The following is a 21220-nucleotide window of genomic DNA, read 5'->3' as shown; positions in this document are numbered from 1 at the left end:
CAATGCCCAATGCCCAATGCCCAATGCCCTATGAATCTAATTTATCCGGGTCGCCAAAAGCAACTTGAAACAGTAATTCAAAAATTGGGACTGACGAAGAATGCTTCGATAAAATGGCATCTCCTCGATTTAGCTTTGACTCATGCGAGCGCGTCAGCTAAGGCGAATTACGAGCAACTAGAGTTTGTCGGGGACGCAGTTGTGCGGCTGGCTGCGTCGGAATTGTTGTTTGAGACTTATCCTGACTGTACAGTGGGAGAATTTGCTGCTATTCGATCGATCTTGGTGAGCGATCGCATTCTTGCTAAAATCGCTGAAAGTTACGGGTTCGATCGCTATTTAATTGTTTCCAGCAGCGCCGCCTCGGACAAAACAGGCGCTGAACCCCGACTGGCCGATGCTTTGGAAGCGGTACTGGCTGCGCTTTATTTGAGTACCCAGAGCTTAGAATTAATTCGCCCTTGGCTAGATTTTCACTTTCAACGCTTAGCGACAGAAATCCGCAGCGATCCGGCCCGCCAAAACTACAAAGCTGCTCTCCAAGAGTTGACTCAAGGCAAATACAAAACTTTGCCCAAATATAGCGTGCAAGAAACCGGGACAGTGCAGGGCGGGGAGGATCGTTTTACCGCAGCAGTTCTCATTCAGGGAAAGTTGGTAGCAGAGGGAAAAGGTCGATCGATCAAAGCGGCCGAACAAGCAGCGGCTCAGGTAGCTTTCAATAAATTAGTTGGTAGTCAGTAGTCAGTTGACGGTTGACTGTCAAGAGTCAACAGTCAACAGTGATTTTTTTGAGTTAAAACATAGATAATAATAACAAAATATGCTATAATTAATGTGCGATTTTTGAAATTATAATTAATGAAAATCGGAATAGCTGTATTGGGTGCAGGCCGCTGGGGAGTTAACCTCATTCGCAACTTTCTAGAACATCCCAACAGCGAAGTTTTAGCGGTGGTAGACCCGAATCGAGAGTCATTGGCGGCCGTTGAAAAACAGTTTAATCTTGATGCCTCGGTGATTCTAGCTACCGATTGGTCTCAAGTGCAAGCCTTGCCGGGACTGCAAGCTGTGGCGATCGCCACTCCAGCTTCCACACACTACACCCTCGCAGCAGCAGCGCTGAAACAAGGCTACCACGTCTTAGCAGAAAAACCCCTCGCCCTCAACCTCACTGAAGCCATAGAACTCTGTCAATTAGCCGAAAAACAGCAGCGGCAACTCTTCGTTGACCACACTTATCTGTTTCATCCAGCAGTCGATCGAGGCCAAAGAATTATTCAACAGCATCAACTGGGAAAATTGCGCTACGGTTACGCCCAGCGCACGCATTTTGAACCGGTGCGCCATGACGTTGATGCCCTTTGGGACTTGGCAGTTCACGATATCGCTATTTTCAATACTTGGTTGGAACAAACGCCAATTGAAGTAAGGGCGATCGGCACTGTTTTTCCAAAGGAAGAAGGAAGTTGGGCAACGGATTCTGTAACGGATGTAACGGATGTAACGGATGTAATGGATGTCAGGAACAAGGAACAAGGAACAAGGAACAAGGAACAAGGAATAAATAAAGAAGCAGCAGAAATTGAAAATCAATTTTCTCATTCACTGCTGACTACTAATCCTGCAGAAAAACTAGCAGATTTGGTTTGGGTAACGCTTACCTATCCCGACGGATTTCAAGCATTTATTCACCTGTGCTGGCTAAATCCCGACAAACAACGGCGCTTAACAGTTGTTGGCAGTTTGGGAACCTTGATTTTTGATGAAATGTCGCCAGAAACTCCCCTGATTTTGCAGCGCGGCAATCACAATTGCGGGGGGGAAGAGAATAACTCTTTTGAAAGTGCGTTAGCGAAGCCCGCCCCTACGGGGGCTACGCCAACGAAGAGGATCGCGCCGCAGCGAACAAGCATCAGACACCGCGAAGTGTTGAGTTTAGAACCAGTAGAACCGCTGAGGAGAGTGTGCGATCGCTTCCTCAACTGCGTGCAAACAAATACCCCCTGTCTTACCTCTTCCGGCTCCGCCTCCGTCGAATTAATCCGCATTCTCAGCACTTTGAGCAAATCCCTCGAACTCGGCGGACAGCCCCTAATACCATTTTAGATTTTAGATTTTAGATTTTAGATTTTAGATTGGGAAAATCACTCCTCAACTTTTGAAATGTCCCTTTTCCGTTACTAAGTCCGGGCTGTGAAAATAAAAACTTGACTGCTGATTAACAGGCAAAGAAATCATCACCGTAGTACCTTGATTCACGCCCGCGCTGTGCAGGGTAATGCTTCCGATCATAGATTCCATTATCCTTCGCGAGATAGCCAAGCCCAAACCGTTACCGCCAAACTTGCGAGTTGTAGAACCATCAGCCATCACAAAAGGTTGAAACAATTTCTGCTGGTGCTCGGGATCGATACCAATTCCCGTATCTTTAATTTTCACCACCACCCAATCGCTTTGACCGCTGATGCCAGTCGTAGTTTCCCCACTGCCGTTAAAACTACCAGAATTAGTCCTCGATTCTAGTCGCACAGATATATTAATGCTCCCCGACTCTGTAAACTTAACGGCATTGCTCAAAACATTTAAAAACACCTGTTTTAGCTTCTCCGGATCGGCATGAACAATAATCGGATCATGAGGCTCTGGCAAACTTAACTTCAAGCCTTTTTCCTCGATTGGAGCCGCTTGCAAATCAATCGCGTCTTCAAGTACCTGGGTAATGTCAACTACTTCTAACATCATGGAGAAGGTGCCGGATTCTATTTTAGCAATGTCCAAAATATCATTAATAATATTGAGCAATTGCATTGACGAGTCGTGGGCCCGCTGTAAAAATTCCATTTCTTCATCTCGGTCATCGCAGTAGCCGTCCCGCACAATTTGAATAAAACCAATAATCCCGTTGAGGGGCGTTCTCAACTCGTGAGAAATATTGCCCAAAAATTCATTTTTTAATTGATTGGCAACTTGCGCTTCCTTGGTTGCGACTTCCAATGCTTTTGCCCTGGATCTGAGACCCTGCACCATGCTGTTTAGTGCTTCTGATAGTTGATTGAATTCCCTAATTTGGAAATTTTGTGGCACTGTCTGCGACGCTTCTGTATCTACTTTCATCGCGTAGTCTCTCAGTTTTTCCACAGGACGCGCCAAGTCGCGAGACAGATATAAAGTCGCGATGATACTAGCAGCAACCAAACCTACAATTAAATTAAATAAAACTTGCTGAATTTCTTCCAAACCAGACAGAGCGTAATCTAAACGAGAGACAGCTAAAATAATCCACTTGCTGTTCTCCTGTGTAGTTGAAGGACTCGGGATAGCGGCGTATCCTGCTAGCAACTCTACACCATTTCTTTCAAAGGAAAATAGGTGGAGAAAAGCTTGTCCGCCGGCGATCGCCCTTCTGACAATACTTTTTAGTCGAGCGGCATCTGCCTCTTGGTCAATATTGCGGCCCACGCGATTGATATTCGGGTGCGCCAAAATCGTCCCATCTTGATCGATCGCCACCGTATAGCCGGCTAAAGAACCCTTGGGAGCGCTGGTTTGCACAGGCAATGCCGACTGCAAACTCAAAGCATAACTCAACTGCAGGGTATTGCCACGACGAATGTAAACAGGAGCGCTCAACACCAAACTCGCTTGGCTATCGGAGCCTTCTTTACCCGCATCGGGAAAATCCTCAGCCCCCAAAGCCACCTTCTGATCGTTTGCTGTCCCCTGTCGCTGCGGAGGTAAGGACAGACTGATGTAAACGCTCTTCTCGTCCAGCAGCGTTTGCTGCTGCTGTACGGGCGGCCAAAATTTTGCCGGCAACGACTGAATCGGCTGCTGCCCGCAAGTGCTTGCTATCACTTGATTTGTCTTTAAATTAGTCAATTGCAAGCAATCAACCTGCGCTGGCAACCGCTGCCCTAATTGGGCGATAAACTTTTGATAATCCTTCGGATCTACCGACTGCAACATCGAGCTTTCCGAAGCGCCGATCAGATTCGACTTCAGCGATTTCGCCCACTGTTCAATAGTTTCTGCTTTTCTGACTGCACTTTCTGTCAAGTTTTGACGAGCAGTTTCCAGAAGCGTCGAGCGTGCCTTGCGATAGGTAACATACTCCCCCACCAGTAGAACCGGTACGCTGAGCAACAAAATCCGCGACAGTAAAATACGGCGAAAGGAGGATTGACCTAACTTAACCATAGGAAATATCTAAATTAAGGTGCAACACCCAACAGCGACCATTAAAGTGAAATAAACCAGACCGAAAGCGCGAATCTGTCTAGGGGGCTCTGCTGACTGGACAACACAGCTTCAGAACAACATTTAAACACAATTATAGAAGCCACTGTAGTAATCTCGATTCTAAGTGTGTGGACTTAAAGATACTCAGCAATTTGTTTGGCAACTGCCTGTGATCTAGGTCACACTTCCCTCTTCAATTCTCGGCTCGACTTGCGCCCCATCGCCCCAAGGCACATTTTTCCGGCTGGAAAAAGCGTCGGGTGGACATACCGCAGTTGCTTGAAGCTAGAATCGCATAGATGCCTTCACCCCAAATTAACAGGCAAAAAGTTCGGTTTCCGGCTAGTGTACAGAGATAATTCTTGCTAGATCGGACTTTTTCTTTCCGAATGCCTTCGAGAGATGGGCCAGAGATGGGCGATGCGAGATTTGGCATCCTGTCAAAGATTTCTTTTGCCATCCGATTGATTCGGTGACAATAATTCACCGGTCAAACAAAAAGAATGAGACGATCGAGCTGCCGATCGACTCTGACAACCCTAATGTGGGGAACCTTGGCCCAAACAGTGCACCCACGCTCCGTAAATTCGCGGTCTCGGCAATAATCTCCATAGCTTAATCAATGAAAAAAAACTTTAGCAATTATACGTATTATTACACAAACAACCGTCCGAGATATCATCACGCATATTTGATATCTCCCCTTTTAGAAATGCTGGCGACACTTCAGCAGACCAGCAAGACAAAACTCCGAGTTTTGGATCTCGGCTGCGGCAATGGCAGCCTCAGTCACGTTATCGCAGAGCACGGCTGCGAAGTTGTCGGCGTTGACACTTCTGCGCCCGGAATTGCCATCTCCCGTCAAAGTTTCCCCGATTGTCAGTTTATCCAAGCAGATATTTACGACCTTCCAGATACCGATATTCTGAACTCATTTGATGTTGTCTTAGCTATTGAAGTAATCGAACACTTGCTTTATCCTAAAGAACTAGCAAAAACTGCAAAAAAATGCCTCAATCCGGGAGGAAGACTAATTATTTCCACACCCTATCACGGCTATTTAAAAAATCTGGCTTTAGCGGTTTCTGGCCAACTAGATAAACATTTTACCGTGCTTTGGGATAACGGTCACATTAAATTTTTCTCAGTAGATACGCTGACCAAGTTATTAACATCTGAAGGATACACGGACATAAAATTTAAATTTGCTGGTCGGTGTCCCTATCTTTGGAAATCAATGTTATGCTCTAGTAAGTTTTCAGGATAACCTGAAAACTTATGAGTTGTGAGTTGTCAATAAATTAAGTTTCTTGACTAGACCACCAGGCATCATAAAAAGTAAAAAATAAGTTTCACTAAAAAACAAGTAAAATGACTGTTGGCGTTTGGATATTAGGCGATCAACTGTGGGAGAACCAAGCTGCTCTCAACCGCACAGATGATAAACCCTCCCTACCGATAATTTTAATTGAATCTTGGCAGCACGTTCAACAGCGGCGCTACCACCAACAAAAATTAGTATTAATTTGGTCGGCCATGCGGCACTTCGCTAAAGAATTGCGCGGCAGTGGATGGCAAGTTACTTACACAAAATCGGAGGACTTTGAAGCACCTCTCAAAGCTTGGATACAAGCTCACAACATCACCGAAGTGCGGGTGATGGCTCCGAACGATCGACCTTTTTTACAGCTCGTTCAAAACTTGCAACTCCCCTGTCAAATAACCCTAATTCCCAACAATCAATTCCTCTGGACAGAAACAGAATTCAAAGATTGGGCTTCAAGCCGCAAACGTTTGTTAATGGAAGACTTCTATCGAGCCAGCCGCCAACGTTTTCAAGTTTTAATGGATAGCAGCAATAAACCTGTGGGAGGGAAGTGGAATTTTGACAAAGAAAATCGTCAGCCACCCAAAGGAAAACTGGATACCCCGAAACCTCTCTGGTTTGAACCAGACGCCATAACTCAAGAAGTTATCGCACAAGTTAAGTCTCTATCTTTCCCAACTTACGGAAACATTGAACCTTTTCGCTGGGCGGTTACACGAGAGCAAGCACTGCAAGTATTAGATAATTTCATCGAACAGTGTCTCCCCGCTTTTGGCCCTTATCAAGACGCGATGGTAACGGGGGAGGAAACAATGTGGCATTCCCTAATTTCTCCGTATCTCAATATTGGATTACTTCATCCTTTAGAAGTTATTCAAGCCGCCGAAACAGCCTACCTCGAAAAAAACTTAAATTTAAACGGCGTCGAAGGTTTTATCCGCCAAATTATGGGCTGGCGAGAATACATTCGCGGTGTGTATTTTTACGTGGATGCTGATTATTTTGAAAAGAATTGGTTCAACCACACTCAGCCGCTGCCGGAGTTTTTTTGGGACGCTAGTAAAACAGATATGAACTGTTTGCGCCAAGTTTTAACTCAAGTCGAAGGCAGCGGTTACGCGCACCATATCCAGCGGTTGATGATTTTGAGCAATTTTGGTCTAATTGCGGGAATCTCGCCCCAGGAGCTAGAAAAATGGTTCCACAGTGCGTTTGTGGATGCCTATGACTGGGTAATGCAGACTAATGTGCTGGGCATGGGTTTGTTTGCTGACGGCGGTGTGTTGGCCTCGAAGCCCTATGCTGCTTCTGCCAATTACATTAATAAAATGAGCGATTATTGTCGGGGGTGCAAATTCGATCGCACTGTGCGATCGGGCGAAAATGCCTGTCCCTTCAACTTCTTCTACTGGGATTTCCTAGCGCGCCACCGGGACAAACTTCAGTCGATCGGTCGCATGAGCTTTATTTTAGCCAATCTCGACAAAATGCCGCCGGAAGAATTGGCAACCATCCGCCAAAAAGCGGCAGAGTGGCACTTAGGAAGTCATTAGTCAGCAGTCAGTAGTCAGTAGTCAGTAGTCAGTAGTCAGCAGTCATTTGTTATTTGCTACCCATGCCCCATGCCCCATGCCCTTTGCAATTCTTATTTTTTCCCTGACTTTTCCCTAAACATTCCACAGCGTTTCCACAGGCAAGTCTGAGGTTTTCCACAGATCCCACAAAGTTTTCCACAGAAATTAACGGCACGGTAGCATCTTGCTGGGGAATTGGGGATTTCCTTAACTTGCTGGCTAATTGCTCATAAACCGCCCAACACATAAAGATATGTAACAAAAAATGCCCTAAAAAGCTGATTCTTTGGTAAACCTTTTTTTTATCTAAAGGACTTTGTAATATTTCGCAACATTGACAAACCCACCCCCTCATAGCGCACAATGATGCGACCGACCTAAAAAAAAGCGCTCTGATTTCGGCTGTGCCTGCACCTGTATCCGGCCGAAGGGGGGTTCTGTTTTCAATTTATTAGCGAGACTAAACAAAATGATCAACCCAACAGTCAGTATTTTTGCTGAAATTCCCGAAACGCTGCACGATTCTCTCAAAACTTACCTAGAAACCCATCCCGAATGGGATCTAGACCGAGTATTTTGCGCGGCCCTGTCGCTGTTTTTGTTGCAGAATGCCGATAGCGGTACGCCTGAAGCTTCGCGCAGCTATCGCCAGGCTGCGAGAGTTTATCTCGAAACTCTGTTTCAATCTCCTCAAGACTTGCACAGCAACAATGTAACTCCCTCGTCCTGAGAACTATCGCTTATAGCTTAATGCCGAGCCCCATTGCATGTCCCTTAAGAAGCAGGGCGGTTTCATTCTCACGAAAATCGCGATTTTGTAGGGGTAGTGCTACCCCTACTCCCCGTGCCTACCCCCTCCACTGACGAGGGAATCGGTGTTTCAAATATTGGGGCAACCACGGGGGGATTGGGGCAACCACGGGGGGATTGGGGCAACCACGGGGGGATTGGGGCAACCACGGGGGGATTGCCCCTACAAGAGAATGAAAAATCCCCCCGGACAATCAGGGGATGCCGGGGGGATAAACTGCCTTAATCGTCAAACAGTAGACGGGTAGTACATAAGACGCGCTTGTTTACACGCATGGTGCTTATGGCGCAGTCTACACACTACAAACTAATGGCTGAAGACTACATCATGCCCATGCCGCCCATGCCGCCCATGCCGCCCATGCCGCCCATGCCGCCCATGCCGCCCATGCCGCCCATGCCGCCCATGTCGCCCATGTCGCCGCCGGCTTTTTTCTTCTCGGGTTTTTCGACAATCACAGCTTCAGTGGTCAAAACCATACCAGCGATGGAACCGGCATTTTGCAAAGCCGATCGCACCACCTTAGCCGGGTCAATAATCCCGGCGGCAATCATATCTTCGTACACGTCGGTGAGTGCGTTGTAGCCAATGTTGAATTCGCTCGCCCGCACTCGTTCGATGACGATCGAACCTTCAACGCCGGCATTATCAGCGATTTGACGCAAAGGTGCTTCCAAAGCTTTCTTCACCAAGTCAGCGCCTACTTGTTCTTCGGCGTCTAAAGTATTTCTGATCGCATCTATTTTTGTAATCAGGTGAATTAGCGTCGTGCCACCGCCGGCAACGATACCTTCTTCCACAGCAGCTTTAGTAGCGTTCAAAGCGTCTTCAATACGCAGTTTACGGTCTTTGAGCTCGGTTTCGGTAGCTGCGCCGACTTTAATTACAGCGATGCCGCCGGCGAGTTTGGCGATGCGTTCGGTTAGCTTTTCCTTGTCGTAGTCGGAATCCGTCGCTTCTAGCTGCTTGCGGATTTGCTCGATCCGTTTTAGCACGTCAGCTTTGTGTTCTTCGCCAGCAACAACGATCGTGTTTTCTTTGTCGATCGTAATTTTGCGGGCGGTACCGAGCATTTCTAGGGTTGCGGTATCGATGCTGAGTCCGACTTCTTCGGAGATCAGTTGACCGCCAGTGAGAACGGCGATATCTTGAAGCATAGCTTTGCGCCGCTCACCAAAACCAGGAGATTTCGTTGCTGCGATGTTCAATACGCCGCGGGCTTTGTTGACTACCAGAGTTGCCAAAGCTTCGCCTTCAATATCTTCGGCGATAATTAGCAGCGGTTGACCGGTGCGGGCGATTTTTTCGAGAACTGGAATTAGTTCTTGAATCGAGCTAATTTTTTTGTCGGTAATCAGGATGCGAGCGTTTTCGTACTCAACTTCCATGCGATCGGTGTTAGTGACGAAATACGGAGAAAGATATCCGCGATCGTACTGCATCCCTTCGACCACTTCCAATTCCGTTGTCAGAGATTTCGACTCTTCAACAGTAATTACGCCGTCTTTCGTGACTTTTTCCATGGCTTGGGCAATCATGGCGCCGACTTCTTCGTCGTTACCGGCGGAGACAGTGGCGACTTGAGCAATTGCAGCCCCTTCGACGGGTTTCGCCAATTTCTCGATTTCCAGCACCAAGTGGGCGATCGTTTTTTCAATACCCCGGCGCAGCGCGACTGGGTTTGCGCCTGCAGCGACATTCTTCAAACCTTCGCGAATGAGGGATTGAGCTAGAACCGTTGCGGTTGTTGTGCCGTCGCCTGCGATATCTTTAGTTTTGGAGGCGACTTCTTGAATTAAGCGAGCGCCAGCATTTTCCAGGGGGTCTTCGAGCTCGATATCCCTAGCAACGGTGATACCGTCGTTAACGATTTGGGGAGCGCCGTATTTCTTTTCCAATAGGACATTCCGGCCTTTCGGGCCCAAGGTGATGCGGACAGCATCGGCGAGTTGATTGACGCCGCGTTCTAGTGCCCGCCGAGATTTGTCGCTAAATGCAACTATTTTGGTCATGTTTGTCTCCAATCACTTACATTAGCAAATTTAGCACTCTCTGAGTCTGAGTGCTAAGTCGATCGATTTTTGATTGTAGCGCGACTCAACGCTCGGCGGGATTGCGGGGGCGGATTGGGATTTGGGCGATCGTTCCGGGTGGCTAAGGACAGGGCATTGCCGTGTCCCCACATATCTCGTGTCCCCACAGATATAATGTGGTTTGTTACATATCGATATACTCAGGTTTTGGTTGAGGTCAAAACCTAATTTTGATGGCGCGTTATCCCAAAGCAGAATTTTTATTAAAAATTTCTTAACTTGTGTTTTCCGTCATCTACCTTTCGATAGAGCTTCTATTCTTTTTTCAGATTTCTACCTTCTATGGATCGTCAATTAAATAATTTCCCTTTTTTCTTGTGGGATGGGCGTCCCCCCCGTCCCCAATAGACGGGCGGGACGCCCATCCCACAACAGTCATGAAAAGTGGATTTTATTTAATTATCATCCCTATAGCAACCGCCAAGACTATTAGCACGTTCTTAATTGCTGAAAACCTTGGGGAAAACTCCTTCTTCCTTCAGCATCCATCCGTTACATCCCGTACATTGCTCGTTGCCGAACCTTCTTCCTTCTTCCTTCTTCCTATGGCTCGTTATTCTCGACTGCAAAAACTCGGCTCTTATATGCGCCCGCACTGGAAACCAACCTTCTGGGGCGTTTTTTCGCTATTAGTTGTCAATGCTGTGGGCGTTTACATTCCCCTGCTGATTCGGAATTCAGTTGACACTCTGCAAATTGCGACAAAATTTGACGAAGTTTTCAACTTCGTGGGACTAATTCTGATTCTCGCCTCAATTATGTGGGTAATTCGGATGGTTTCGCGGATTCTGCTGTTTGGCGTCGGGCGTCAAGTCGAATTTGACCTCAAACAGCAAATATTTAATCATTTATTAACATTAGAACCGTCTTATTTTGCAGCCAATACGGTAGGAGATTTAATTAACCGCGCTACTTCCGATTTGGACAATATTCGGCGCTTGGTGGGGTTTGCGGTGCTGAGTTTGGCGAATACAGCTTTTGCTTATGCTTTGACTTTGCCGGTGATGCTGGGGATTAATGTAAGGTTGACACTGTTTGCGATCGCCGTTTATCCTTTAATGCTGGTTTTGGTACAGTTATTTAGCGACAAACTTCGCATCCAACAGTTAGCCGTGCAAGAGGAATTGTCGGCGATGAGCGATTTAATTCAGGAAGATATGAGCGGGATGTCCGTAATTAAAATCTACGCTCAAGAAGAGAACGAACGCCGAGCTTTTCGCAATTCCAATGCGAAGTTGCTATCAGCAAATTTAGAATTAGCAAAAACTAGAAACTTTATTTTTCCGCTGCTGGGCGGTTTGGCAAGCATTAGTTTGTTGGTGCTGCTTTCTGCTGGTGGCGGGGCAATTGCTAATGGTCAAATTAGCATTGGCGATTTTGTGGCGTTGCTGATTTATGTCGAGCGTTTGGTGTTTCCGACGGCGCTGTTGGGTTTCACAATTACTGCTTACCAGCGGGGAGAAGTGAGTGTCGATCGCATCGAATCAATTCTGACTGTGGAACCGCAAATTAAGGATACTGCCGATGCAGTTGAACTGGCAACTCCAGTCAAAGGAGAAATTGTGGCTCGCCATCTAAATTATACTTATCCCGGTGCTAAGACACCCGCGCTTAAAGATGTTGATTTTACCATAAAACCGGGAGAAACTGTCGCAATTGTGGGAGCGATCGGCTCAGGAAAATCAACTTTAGCTAATGCACTGCCACGCTTGCTAGATATCGATCCGGGCGAGTTATTTGTAGACGGACAGGATATTACCAAGGTAAAGTTGACCGAATTGCGCGGGGCGATCGCCTACGTTCCGCAAGAAAGTTTTCTGTTCGGCACTACCATCAAGAATAACATCCGCTACGGAAACCCTTTAGCGGAACAGCCGGAGATTGAAGCCGCGGCAAAACAAGCACAAATTCACGCCGAAATCCTCAACTTTCCGCAGCAGTACAAAACAGTTGTCGGCGAGCGCGGCATTACTTTATCCGGCGGACAGCGGCAGCGGACAGCACTTGCTCGCGCTTTGTTAGTTGACGCCCCGGTGTTAATTTTGGATGACGCTCTTTCCAGTGTTGACAATCAAACTGCTACCGACATTTTGCGAAACTTGGCAACGGGAACCGATCGCAAAACAGTAATTTTTATCTCCCATCAAATGTCAGCGGCGGCCAGTGCCGATCGCATTTTTGTGATGGAGAGAGGAGAAATAGTTCAGAGTGGCACTCACCTTGAATTGGTAGGGCAAACAGGGCTTTATCAGTATTTGTGGAACCAGCAAAAATTAGAGGAATTGCTGCATTGACAAAGGATATCATGTCCGGTCGATTACCCTGATTCCTGTAGGGGCGGGTTCACCAATAATATTTGCCAAAAACGGACAATCTCACAAACCCGCCCCGGCAATTGTATTATGGGCGATCGGACATCATATGATAAATACTTTTAGTCATCTATACTTAGACCCTAGATAAGTAGGTTGGTGCAAATAAACTGGTCACGAGGAGGGCGGGTTTTGTGAGAATAAATTGGCTGCTAGCATAGCTCCCGGCTAAACCCGCCCGACCCATCTAATGTTTATTTGTAACCACCTAGTTAACTAGGAAAGTTACTGTTAAAATTGCTCCCACTAACTGCATCCCTAATCATAGGATTTTGGTGCTAAAAAAGCGACCAAATTTATTGCTAACCGATTTTAATTAGCTACATTACTGAATGGAATTTCTTCTGCTTCTTGAAATAATTTAATCGATTGCAGACTATCTGAAGCAGCATCCCAAAGAATGAATTGGAAGCAGTCAGGAATATCGCGAATTGTTAGGGATTTTGAATTAGCCAGCAGGTGAATATTAGCATTGTGACAAGCCCGAAGATTATAGTTAGGTATTCGCTCAGAGAGATGATGAATATTGTGGTAAGCAATATCAGCAGAAAACCAATTGAGAATAGTCGGTAATTTTAGGTAACTACTGCCTTCTATTGCGCCCAGCAGATAGTCCCAGCCCTCTGTTTTGTGGGCGTAAGAACCCTCAAAGTTATGCTGTACAAAGAAAATACAGATAAATATTGCCGCAGAACAGGTCATGACAATTGAGTAAACACTCCAGAAAAAGCCAAACCCCAGTAAGTTGCTCAGATAAATCCAGCTACCAACAACACAAATATTGTTGAACAGTAAATCCCAAAACTCAGCCGTCGTATACCAATGTTTGGATTTATAAGAAGCAATGATTGCAGATATACCCATGCCCAAATCTTGATTGAGACAAGCAAAAATATGTCTGATAAAACCAGTAATTCCCAAGATTAGCGCGAGTCGGGGCTTAATAATTAGATAGAAAAAGCCACCGGGAAACAGCATCAATGGGTATCTGAGTAACTGATATATCTTTTGACTAAAGGGGCTTAGCGCCGCAAATTTTTCGGTGGAGATCAACGCCGAAGGGCCTCGGTACATATCCCAATTACCATTATGTTTGTGGTGATAAGCGTGCCCCCTCGACCAGGGGTACTGAGGAATCGCATTGATGATACCTAGCAGAAAACCCATAAGGCGATTGACTTTTTTGGAACTAAAAAGAGAATAGTGTCCGCAATCGTGCATCAAAGAGAAACAACGTCCTGAAAAAAGTGTCATCAACACCATTATTGGCGGCAGCAGGAATACAGAAATGGCAGCAGCTTTAAAGGCTAAAAACCATAAAAATGTATAAGGAATCACTGTATTGAGTATTTGGCAACTAGCTTTAAAGTTGTTGCTTTTCATATAAGGAGTTAGCACAAAATCCGACTTTTTAATCGCGCTTTTCATTCAGGATATCTATGGTGTGTGGATAAGTGCTTAGCTTAGCATCACAGTTGGGGGACAGCGACGGATTTACCCCGGACTTTCCCCGTTTCTTCCAAAGGTTTTTTTTGTGGGAACCGATTTTTGCACATTTATGAGGTTATCACAACTCTGGTTTGTTTACAAAAAAAACTGTGAAGCCTGTTAGCAGCCGAACAAATAGCTGCACCGGAAGGCATTAATATGATTGATTGGTTGCCCGATCGACCTTTGGTGATGTATGCCACTATTTTTGCTTGCATCGTCTGTGCCACACTTTACTGTACCGGGTTCTACCCCCAACTCGATCGCAGGTTCAAAAGTTGGGCTACTGGCGAAAACTTTTTATGGGCGGGCTATAGGGGCGATCGACAAACGGCCCATCTCGGAAACCAAAGCTGACACAACATCCAGAAGCGCAGAGGATTTTGGATCAACTCCTTGAGAAGAGAATTTGAAGGACGATCGCAATTGCCTGCGTTTTTTGTGCTCGGAGATAGCTCGGATTTGCTACAATCTAATCGCACACGCGACTAGAAATGGGTTATGACCGAACTATTAGATGAGGCGCTTTCTATTGAAATGGCGACTCGCATCAAAAGCAACCGTAAAAACTGCTTTGACAACGCCTGTAAAGCAGCGTTAGCCACAGAGGGCGCAATTTATGTTCAAGGCTTTTTAGCTGTGCCGGGAGTGCCATATAAACCCATCGAGTATAGCTGGATTGAACTCGACGAGCGAATTGTTGACCCAACCTTTCCCCATCTCGGTTTCATCGCTCAAGACATTCATTACTTCCCAGTCCAGCGCTTCAGCGTCAAGAAACTCAAAGCAATCCTAGAAGAATCAAAAGAAGATTATCCTGAAGACGACCCGCTGCCGATTTATGGCAATCAACCTTATGAATATTACGGCGATTTGATGTTAGGCGGTAGCGATTACCAAAATGCTTACGATTTGGCTGCCGCTAAATGCAGAGAATTAAACCAACCCAAAAAACAGGATGCAAACTAATTGAGGACTTACAAAAAAATGGTTAGGCGCGCTACTTACAGCGGTACTTTAGCCACTGTTGTGTCGATTAATATACTTCATCATGACTTCCCAAATCTACAAACACGGCTTTTCCGTCTTCTGTAAAGTAGAAAAGTACCCTTTCGTCGTAATCTACGCTAAAGCTCCAAAAATCCTTGAGCCTACCGGACAATTTATGAGTTTTTAAGCTTGGTTCAAACGGCTATCTGATGAACTGTTCCAGCTTTTGCCAAAACCTAGCCTCCAAATCAGCATCGCCTTTGATCCGCTTTTTGAAAGCACGCTTGAATGAAGAACTGCAACTGACTTCCACGATTATTCCTCTATCATTACTCTGAGTTCATTGATGTTAACCGAAAATTTCAGTTCACCTTTTTGTTGTTCAATCTGCGCTGACTTAAAGTTTTGATACATCTCTTCGCGACGTTCTTCCCGGAGATATTGCTTCAACAACAGTTGAAGCTCTTGCTTTTCGTCAGTAGAAAGATTTTTGATCGTCTCGACCACATCACTGAAAGTCATAACTTACAAAACCCTATTGTGCTGATTAGATTATAGCAAAAAATATCCTTTTGGTTGACTTTTGTTTCTCGTTATGCGGCTCTGCCTCGTCTTAAAAAAAGCAACAAATCTCACTATTTACCATTTTAAACCTTCCAAGATTCAGGAAACCTCGAATAATGAAAAGCAGCCAATAACGGATCTGATTTCTGATTCCCAATCAAATCCGCCAATAATTTAGCCGTCACCGGAGCCAACAAAATGCCATTGCGGTAATGCCCCGTAGCCCATGTCAAATTCTCCCAAGCACTATCACCCAAAATCGGCAATTCATCGGTCGTAGCCGGCCGGAATCCCCACCAAAACTCCAGAATCGGATAATTTTGTAATTCGGGATATAACTTAATCGCTCCTGCTAGCAAACTTTGCATTCCCGCAGGCGTATTTCCCGGCGTGAAATCGACATTTTCGCTAGTTGCGCCAATAATAATTCGGCCATCTTGACGTGGCACAATATAAATGCCAGTCCCGAATAGAACGGTTTGCAGGGGCTGGATAACTCCCCTATCTTCTGGTACACATACTGACAGCATTTGTCCCTTTCTTGGAAAAACAGGAATATCCAATAATTTCTCAGACCAAGGGCCCGCAGCCAAAACATAACGGTCAGCTTGTAATTTTCCTGCCGTTGTTTCCACTCCAAAAACTCGGTTTTTCTGCCGAATGATTTCCTCTGCACTGCCTTGAATAATCTCAATCTGCAATTCTTTAGCTGCGGTCTGAAGCGTCCGAAATAAAGCGCGGTTGTCTACTTGAGCGTCGTCAGGATACCACCAACCGCCAATTACTTCTTGACCTAATCCAAACTGGTGCTGGCGAACAGTATCTCTGTCCAACCATTGATAATTAAGGTTTGACAAAAGTGGCTTTTCTTGAGGCTCATTTTGACAAACTGGTGCGAGAATTCCCGATCGCCAATATCCCGTTTTTAATCCGGTAATATCTTCTAGCCGTTCCACCCAGGCAGGATACAGTGCGCGACTTTGCACGCACAAATCCAACATCGGACTGGGGGGAATTCGTTCGGCTTGCGGGGCAAGCATTCCAGCGGCAGCCCGGGCCGTCGGTTGTTTAGAATCGGCGGTGAGAACCGCGACAGATGCCCCTCGCAATTTCAGTTCTACTGCTAGCGAAAGACCAATTATTCCGCCGCCAATAATCAGAATATCTTTAGATGAATTCATTAACTTTTATATGGACTTTCTGGCTTTTTTGACCTCTCGGCTTTCTTTAGGGTAAGGTGCGCTAAGCACACCTTACAGTTAGAATTATTATGCAAGTCTTACAGATTATCTGGCAGGGCGATCGTCCTATCAGCCTTTCTTAACAAAAAATCTATGCTTGGGGTTTCCACACAGTTTCAGAACCCTGACCCCAGAAACCGTCATATTTTGTCACCTTAATATCGCCTAAAACCTTGGTTTGGCAGGACAAACGGCGGTTGGAGGCGGGAGAATGGGGAGGAACCGAAAGTCGGGCTTTTTCGCGCCACTGGGACTCGGAAACTTCGCCCTCGACGGTGACGGCGCAGGTGCCGCAAGTGCCGAGGCCGTGGCAGTTGATGACTTTGGCGTTGCCGTTGTAGAGATCGATGCCGTTTTTGAGCAATACTTCACGGAGATTGGCTCCGCGATCGCACTCAAATGTTTTTCCTTGCGCTTGTACCTTGACCACAGCAATTTACCCCAGTTAGATTTATGTTAATTTTCCTATATATTATCGCATTAAATTCAAATAAATTCATCTAATATGGTAAGTGATATATTACCAATTTCTCGATCGCAATTTCCCATGACAAATCGGCTCTGGATCTACGATACCACGCTGCGAGACGGTGCTCAGTGCGAGGGACTCTCCTTATCTCTCGAAGACAAACTGCGAATTGCTCGACAGTTAGACAGTTTAGGAATTCCCTTTATTGAAGGCGGCTGGCCGGGGGCGAATCCTAAAGACGTACAATTTTTTTGGCGTCTCAAAGAACAGCCCCTAACTCAAGCAGAAGTTGTAGCTTTTTGTTCGACTAGGCGGCCGGGAACTACGGCAGCTAATGATGAAATGTTGCAGGCTATTTTGTCCGCCGGTACTCGCTGGGTGACGCTGTTTGGTAAGTCGTGGGATTTGCACGTTATTGAAAGTTTGAAGACGACGCTAGAAGAAAATCTGGCGATGATTCGAGATACAATTGAATATTTGCGGAGTCAGGGAAGGCGCGTTATTTACGATGCCGAACACTGGTTTGACGGCTACAAACATAATCGAGATTATGCTATTAAAACTTTAGAAGTAGCTGCCGATGCCGGTGCAGAATGGCTGGTGCTTTGCGATACTAACGGCGGTACTTTGCCTCACGAAGTCAGTCAGGTTGTTCGCGAGGTGGCAGAAATAATAGAAAGTTGGGATATTTCGGAATCGGAAATTCACCCCCCCCAACCCCCCCTTATTAAGGGGGGGAGAAAGTCTCAAATTCAACCCCTTATTAAGGGGGGGAGAAAGTCTCAAATTCAACCCCTTATTAAGGAGGGGAGAAAGTCTCAAATTCAACTGGGAGTTCACACTCACAACGACTCAGGAGTTGCGGTTGCTAATGCTTTGGCTGCTGTGCGGGAAGGAGTGAGGATGGTACAGGGAACTATTAACGGTTACGGCGAACGCTGCGGCAATGCCGATTTATGTTCCTTAATTCCTAATTTTCAGCTAAAATTGGGTTATGATTGCATTCAAGATGAGCAATTAGTTAGATTAACTCAAGTCAGTCGATCTGTCAGCGAAATTGTCAATCTTGCTCCCGATGACCGTGCTCCTTTTGTCGGTCTTTCGGCTTTTGCTCACAAAGGCGGAATTCATGTATCGGCGGTTGAGAAAAATCCGTTAACTTACGAACATTTGGAACCGGAAAAAATTGGCAACAGGCGGCGAATTGTGATTTCGGATCAAGCTGGTTTGAGCAATGTTTTGGCGAAGGCGCGCACTTTTGGCATGGATCTCGATCGCAAAAATCCTGCTTGCCGCCAAATTTTGGAAAAATTGAAAGATTTGGAAAGTCAGGGATATCAATTTGAGGGTGCGGAGGCGTCTTTTGAATTGTTAATGCGGGAGGCTTTGGGAAAGCGTAAGCGTTTATTTGAAATCAAAGGTTTTCAAGTTCACTGCGATAAAGGTAAGGAGGAAACAGTTAATTCTTTAGCAACCGTGAAAGTGACTGTTAACGGTCAAGATATTCTAGAATGCGCGGAAGGAAATGGGCCGGTTTCGGCACTTGATGCGGCTTTGCGGAAGGCTTTGCGGAATTTTTATCCGGCAATTACTGATTTTAACTTAACCGATTATAAGGTGCGGATTCTCGACTCCGGTGCGGGAACTTCTGCTAAAACTCGCGTGTTGGTTGAGTTTAGCAACGGTCAAGACCGCTGGACGACTGTTGGGGTTTCTGGTAATATTTTGGATGCTTCTTATCAAGCGGTTGTTGAAGGTTTGGAGTATGGTTTGGTGTTGGGAGATAGGGAGGCGATCGTTTTAACTGTGTCGAGTTATTAGACTAACGGCGAAGAGAAGTTGCCTGAATATCGATGTTTAAATAGATACCAAGGGGAGCATCTCAATGAAAGCAGCCCAGCTAGAAATTGGAGTTTTGAGGCAGGAGGCTCTCTTGCTGCGAGGCAGGAGGAAAGAGTCAGAAGGAAGGAGCCAGAAGAACAATACGGTTCAGTTAAAACTATTTATTCCTCGGAGATCCCCCTAAATCCCCCTTAAGAAGGGGAGTAGGGGTTGACTTTGAGTAATTTCTTGTCCCACCCCCTACTCCCCTTTTTAAGGGGGGCTAGGGGGGATCGAGCTTAACTGAACCGTATTGGCCAGAAGAAGTGTTTTTACAAATATGAGATGCTCCCCTACTTTTGGGAGCATCTCAATGAAAGCAGCCAAGCCCAAAATTGGAGTTTTGAGGCAGGAGGCTCTCTTGCTGCAAGGCAGGAGGAAAGAGTCAGAAGAAAGGAGCCAGAAGAAGTGTTTTTACAAATAGGAGATGCTCCCCTACTTTTTCACCTCATTATTATTACCTTCCCCAACGATCGATCGCATTCCTTCGAGCGTAGCGGGAATGCTGCGCGGGTCCATAAACATCACCTTGCTGCTGTCGCTGGTGCCAATTTTTAGACCCATATCCAGATAGTTTTGAGCTAACAAAAATTGTAAAGCTTCGCGAGCATTGGGGTCATTTTGCAGAGTTTTGCCGATTATTTGCAAGGCCTCGGAAGTAGCTTGAGCTTTCAAAACCTGACTTTGGCGTTCTGCTTGAGCTTTCAGGACGATCGCCTTTTGTTGAGCTTCCGCTTCCAAAATTGTAGCTTTTTGGCGCGCTTCTGCATCCAGAACTTGCGCTTCTGCTTTACCTTTGGCGCTGTTAACTGCTGACTCGCGTTCTCCCTCGGATGTCAGAATTGCCGCCCGCTTGCGTCGATCGGCTGCCATCTGCAATTCCATCGATTCCTGTACAGTTTTAGAAGGGATAATATCCCGCAATTCTACCCGCGTTACTTTCACTCCCCAAGGATCTGTAACAATATCTAAGTCTCTGAGCAAGATTTCATTAATTTGAGAACGAGCAGTAAAGGTTTGTTCTAGATCCAGTTGACCCATTTCGGCGCGAATTTGAGTCAGCACCATATTTACCATTGCTGACTGGAGATTTTCTACTTTGTAACAGGCTTTTTCCAAGTCTACAATGCGCCAGTAAACCACAGCATCAACGGTGAAGGAAACATTATCGCGGGTAATACAAGCTTGCGGGGGAATATCTAAAACTTTTTCCCGAATTGTTTGCTCGTACACGACGCGATCGAGAAACGGCGTGACAAAATTTAAACCTGGTTCCAGTTTCTTGCCACTGTATTTACCTAAAGTTTCCACCAGCGCTTCATTTCCCTGATTGATAATCTTGACGGAACCTGCGAGGGCTGAGCCACCGAGTGCTAAAAATACAAGTAAAAAAAATTGTTCCACGGTTGCCTCCTATAAAGGTTGACTTTTGACTGTTGACTGTTGACTGTTGACTGTTGACTGTTAAATGTTTGTGGACTAATGACTAATGACTAATGACTAATGACTAATGACTGATGACTAATGACTAATGACTGATGACTAATGACTACTGACTAATGACTGATGACTAACTACTAATTGCCTGTGATTAATTACGCATTTTGTTTAAGAATGCAATAAATTTTCTGGCAAAACTATCAGAGTAGTGCCTTTTCGTCCGACGACAATTACGTTTTGGTTGGGGGGGATAGTGGCCTTCGTGTCTTCGCAGCGAGCTTGCCAAGAATTCCCCTCATAAATGACTCGGCCGGCTTCTCCGGGGGGAATTTCTGTTAAAGTTTTTGCTTCCTGAGAATCTGCGATCGCCCTTGCCGTGCCTTTTGGTATCAACCGCCGAGACAGCAGCACAAAAACTGTCGAAAATACCATCCAGAGGAATATTTGTAAATTAACGTAAGGTAGAACTAGAGAGCATCCAGCTACGGCGAAGGCGCTCAGTCCCATCATAAAAGCGACAAAAGCAGTGGGGAGAAATATCTCTGCCAAACAGAGCAAAGACCCAGCTATCAGCCAAAGGAGCGTCGGAGTCCAGATCATAAAAAGAATAGGTGATACTATTTAGATCTTAGATTGGAAATTTAAGATTTAAGAAATGCAAACAACTGACTCTGCAAGGGTTTGCGACTTGCTGGCCCTCAGAGCGATTTTTCGCGCCGTGGTACCAG

19 protein-coding genes are annotated in these 21220 nt (G+C 45.8%); 9 read left to right on the top strand and 10 right to left on the bottom strand.

The window, feature by feature from the left end; genetic code table 11:
• Positions 1-30: 30 nt before the first annotated feature.
• Positions 31-744 carry a ribonuclease III gene (rnc, locus tag QUB10_RS13560; protein ID WP_333202816.1) on the top strand — a complete coding sequence of 238 codons (714 nt, stop codon included), beginning with the start codon at positions 31-33 and terminating at the stop codon, positions 742-744.
• Positions 745-861: 117 nt separating this feature from the next.
• Complete coding sequence (locus QUB10_RS13555; RefSeq protein ID WP_333202814.1) at positions 862-2109, top strand: Gfo/Idh/MocA family oxidoreductase; 1248 nt, start codon at positions 862-864, stop codon at positions 2107-2109.
• 45 nt (positions 2110-2154) lie between these two features.
• Here the strand turns inward: QUB10_RS13555 and QUB10_RS13550 are convergent, their stop codons facing one another.
• Positions 2155-4200 (bottom strand): sensor histidine kinase, encoded by a 2046-nt coding sequence (locus QUB10_RS13550; protein ID WP_333202812.1) that lies wholly within the window; start codon positions 4198-4200, stop codon positions 2155-2157.
• A 235-nt stretch (positions 4201-4435) separates the two neighbouring features.
• Complete coding sequence (locus QUB10_RS13545; RefSeq protein WP_333154593.1) at positions 4436-4702, bottom strand: hypothetical protein; 267 nt, start codon at positions 4700-4702, stop codon at positions 4436-4438.
• A 162-nt stretch (positions 4703-4864) separates the two neighbouring features.
• Here QUB10_RS13545 and QUB10_RS13540 point away from each other — a divergent pair, with 162 nt between their 5' ends.
• Both QUB10_RS13540 and QUB10_RS13535 read left to right on the top strand, forming a co-directional pair.
• Positions 4865-5509 carry a class I SAM-dependent methyltransferase gene (locus tag QUB10_RS13540; protein WP_333202810.1) on the top strand — a complete coding sequence of 215 codons (645 nt, stop codon included), beginning with the start codon at positions 4865-4867 and terminating at the stop codon, positions 5507-5509.
• 104 nt (positions 5510-5613) lie between these two features.
• Entirely contained in the window at positions 5614-7122 is a 1509-nt protein-coding gene (locus QUB10_RS13535; protein ID WP_333202808.1) for a cryptochrome/photolyase family protein, read from the top strand.
• Positions 7123-7171: 49 nt separating this feature from the next.
• Here QUB10_RS13535 and QUB10_RS13530 read toward each other — a convergent pair whose 3' ends face one another.
• Positions 7172-7390, bottom strand: a complete 219-nt coding sequence (locus tag QUB10_RS13530; protein WP_333202806.1) for a hypothetical protein — start codon at positions 7388-7390, stop codon at positions 7172-7174.
• Between the two features lie 225 nt (positions 7391-7615).
• On the opposite strand from QUB10_RS13530, the gene QUB10_RS13525 reads away from it, so the two are divergent.
• On the top strand, positions 7616-7873 hold the full coding sequence (locus QUB10_RS13525; protein WP_050813024.1) for a DUF2811 domain-containing protein: 258 nt from the start codon (positions 7616-7618) through the stop codon (positions 7871-7873).
• A gap of 401 nt (positions 7874-8274) precedes the next feature.
• Here QUB10_RS13525 and groL read toward each other — a convergent pair whose 3' ends face one another.
• Positions 8275-9966, bottom strand: a complete 1692-nt coding sequence (gene groL, locus QUB10_RS13520; protein ID WP_333084624.1) for a chaperonin GroEL — start codon at positions 9964-9966, stop codon at positions 8275-8277.
• A 626-nt stretch (positions 9967-10592) separates the two neighbouring features.
• On the opposite strand from groL, the gene QUB10_RS13515 reads away from it, so the two are divergent.
• Entirely contained in the window at positions 10593-12341 is a 1749-nt protein-coding gene (locus QUB10_RS13515) for an ABC transporter ATP-binding protein (protein ID WP_333202865.1), read from the top strand.
• Between the two features lie 390 nt (positions 12342-12731).
• Here the strand turns inward: QUB10_RS13515 and QUB10_RS13510 are convergent, their stop codons facing one another.
• Positions 12732-13847, bottom strand: coding sequence for a fatty acid desaturase (locus QUB10_RS13510; RefSeq protein WP_333202804.1), 1116 nt, complete (start codon positions 13845-13847; stop codon positions 12732-12734).
• Between the two features lie 219 nt (positions 13848-14066).
• Here QUB10_RS13510 and QUB10_RS13505 point away from each other — a divergent pair, with 219 nt between their 5' ends.
• Positions 14067-14264 (top strand): hypothetical protein, encoded by a 198-nt coding sequence (locus QUB10_RS13505; protein WP_333202802.1) that lies wholly within the window; start codon positions 14067-14069, stop codon positions 14262-14264.
• A gap of 144 nt (positions 14265-14408) precedes the next feature.
• Positions 14409-14876, top strand: coding sequence for a hypothetical protein (locus tag QUB10_RS13500; protein ID WP_333051426.1), 468 nt, complete (start codon positions 14409-14411; stop codon positions 14874-14876).
• A gap of 336 nt (positions 14877-15212) precedes the next feature.
• Here QUB10_RS13500 and QUB10_RS13495 read toward each other — a convergent pair whose 3' ends face one another.
• From QUB10_RS13495 to QUB10_RS13485, 3 genes are all read right to left on the bottom strand, one after another.
• Positions 15213-15419: a hypothetical protein gene (locus QUB10_RS13495; RefSeq protein ID WP_333202800.1), complete on the bottom strand. Its 207-nt coding sequence runs from the start codon at positions 15417-15419 to the stop codon at positions 15213-15215.
• A 125-nt stretch (positions 15420-15544) separates the two neighbouring features.
• A complete protein-coding gene (thiO, locus tag QUB10_RS13490) occupies positions 15545-16642 on the bottom strand; it encodes a glycine oxidase ThiO (protein WP_333202798.1) in 1098 nt (365 codons plus the stop codon).
• Between the two features lie 151 nt (positions 16643-16793).
• Complete coding sequence (locus QUB10_RS13485; protein ID WP_333144333.1) at positions 16794-17132, bottom strand: 2Fe-2S iron-sulfur cluster-binding protein; 339 nt, start codon at positions 17130-17132, stop codon at positions 16794-16796.
• Positions 17133-17249: 117 nt separating this feature from the next.
• Here QUB10_RS13485 and cimA point away from each other — a divergent pair, with 117 nt between their 5' ends.
• Positions 17250-18992 carry a citramalate synthase gene (cimA, locus tag QUB10_RS13480; RefSeq protein WP_333202796.1) on the top strand — a complete coding sequence of 581 codons (1743 nt, stop codon included), beginning with the start codon at positions 17250-17252 and terminating at the stop codon, positions 18990-18992.
• 495 nt (positions 18993-19487) lie between these two features.
• On the opposite strand, the gene QUB10_RS13475 is transcribed toward cimA, so the two are convergent.
• Both QUB10_RS13475 and QUB10_RS13470 read right to left on the bottom strand, forming a co-directional pair.
• Complete coding sequence (locus QUB10_RS13475) at positions 19488-20456, bottom strand: SPFH domain-containing protein (protein ID WP_333202794.1); 969 nt, start codon at positions 20454-20456, stop codon at positions 19488-19490.
• A gap of 204 nt (positions 20457-20660) precedes the next feature.
• On the bottom strand, positions 20661-21092 hold the full coding sequence (locus QUB10_RS13470; RefSeq protein ID WP_333154583.1) for an NfeD family protein: 432 nt from the start codon (positions 21090-21092) through the stop codon (positions 20661-20663).
• Positions 21093-21220 lie beyond the last annotated feature (128 nt).

Source organism: Microcoleus sp. B5-D4, from assembly GCF_036705145.1.
Taxonomy (GTDB): Bacteria; Cyanobacteriota; Cyanobacteriia; order Cyanobacteriales; family Microcoleaceae; genus Microcoleus.
This window is presented reverse-complemented; position numbering and strand designations above follow the sequence as displayed.

What these genes read in the sequence shown, in the direction of transcription:
- QUB10_RS13505 (WP_333202802.1), top strand. Translation starts at nt 14,067, where the DNA reads ATGATTGATTGGTTGCCCGATCGACCTTTGGTGATGTATGCCACTATT.
- QUB10_RS13495 (WP_333202800.1), bottom strand. Translation starts at nt 15,419, where the DNA reads ATGACTTTCAGTGATGTGGTCGAGACGATCAAAAATCTTTCTACTGAC.
- thiO (WP_333202798.1), bottom strand. Translation starts at nt 16,642, where the DNA reads ATGAATTCATCTAAAGATATTCTGATTATTGGCGGCGGAATAATTGGT.
- QUB10_RS13545 (WP_333154593.1), bottom strand. Translation starts at nt 4,702, where the DNA reads ATGGCAAAAGAAATCTTTGACAGGATGCCAAATCTCGCATCGCCCATC.
- QUB10_RS13510 (WP_333202804.1), bottom strand. Translation starts at nt 13,847, where the DNA reads ATGAAAAGCGCGATTAAAAAGTCGGATTTTGTGCTAACTCCTTATATG.
- QUB10_RS13515 (WP_333202865.1), top strand. Translation starts at nt 10,593, where the DNA reads ATGGCTCGTTATTCTCGACTGCAAAAACTCGGCTCTTATATGCGCCCG.
- QUB10_RS13555 (WP_333202814.1), top strand. Translation starts at nt 862, where the DNA reads ATGAAAATCGGAATAGCTGTATTGGGTGCAGGCCGCTGGGGAGTTAAC.
- QUB10_RS13535 (WP_333202808.1), top strand. Translation starts at nt 5,614, where the DNA reads ATGACTGTTGGCGTTTGGATATTAGGCGATCAACTGTGGGAGAACCAA.
- groL (WP_333084624.1), bottom strand. Translation starts at nt 9,966, where the DNA reads ATGACCAAAATAGTTGCATTTAGCGACAAATCTCGGCGGGCACTAGAA.
- QUB10_RS13530 (WP_333202806.1), bottom strand. Translation starts at nt 7,390, where the DNA reads ATGTGTTGGGCGGTTTATGAGCAATTAGCCAGCAAGTTAAGGAAATCC.
- QUB10_RS13500 (WP_333051426.1), top strand. Translation starts at nt 14,409, where the DNA reads ATGACCGAACTATTAGATGAGGCGCTTTCTATTGAAATGGCGACTCGC.
- QUB10_RS13550 (WP_333202812.1), bottom strand. Translation starts at nt 4,200, where the DNA reads ATGGTTAAGTTAGGTCAATCCTCCTTTCGCCGTATTTTACTGTCGCGG.
- QUB10_RS13540 (WP_333202810.1), top strand. Translation starts at nt 4,865, where the DNA reads ATGAAAAAAAACTTTAGCAATTATACGTATTATTACACAAACAACCGT.
- rnc (WP_333202816.1), top strand. Translation starts at nt 31, where the DNA reads ATGAATCTAATTTATCCGGGTCGCCAAAAGCAACTTGAAACAGTAATT.
- cimA (WP_333202796.1), top strand. Translation starts at nt 17,250, where the DNA reads ATGACAAATCGGCTCTGGATCTACGATACCACGCTGCGAGACGGTGCT.
- QUB10_RS13470 (WP_333154583.1), bottom strand. Translation starts at nt 21,092, where the DNA reads ATGATCTGGACTCCGACGCTCCTTTGGCTGATAGCTGGGTCTTTGCTC.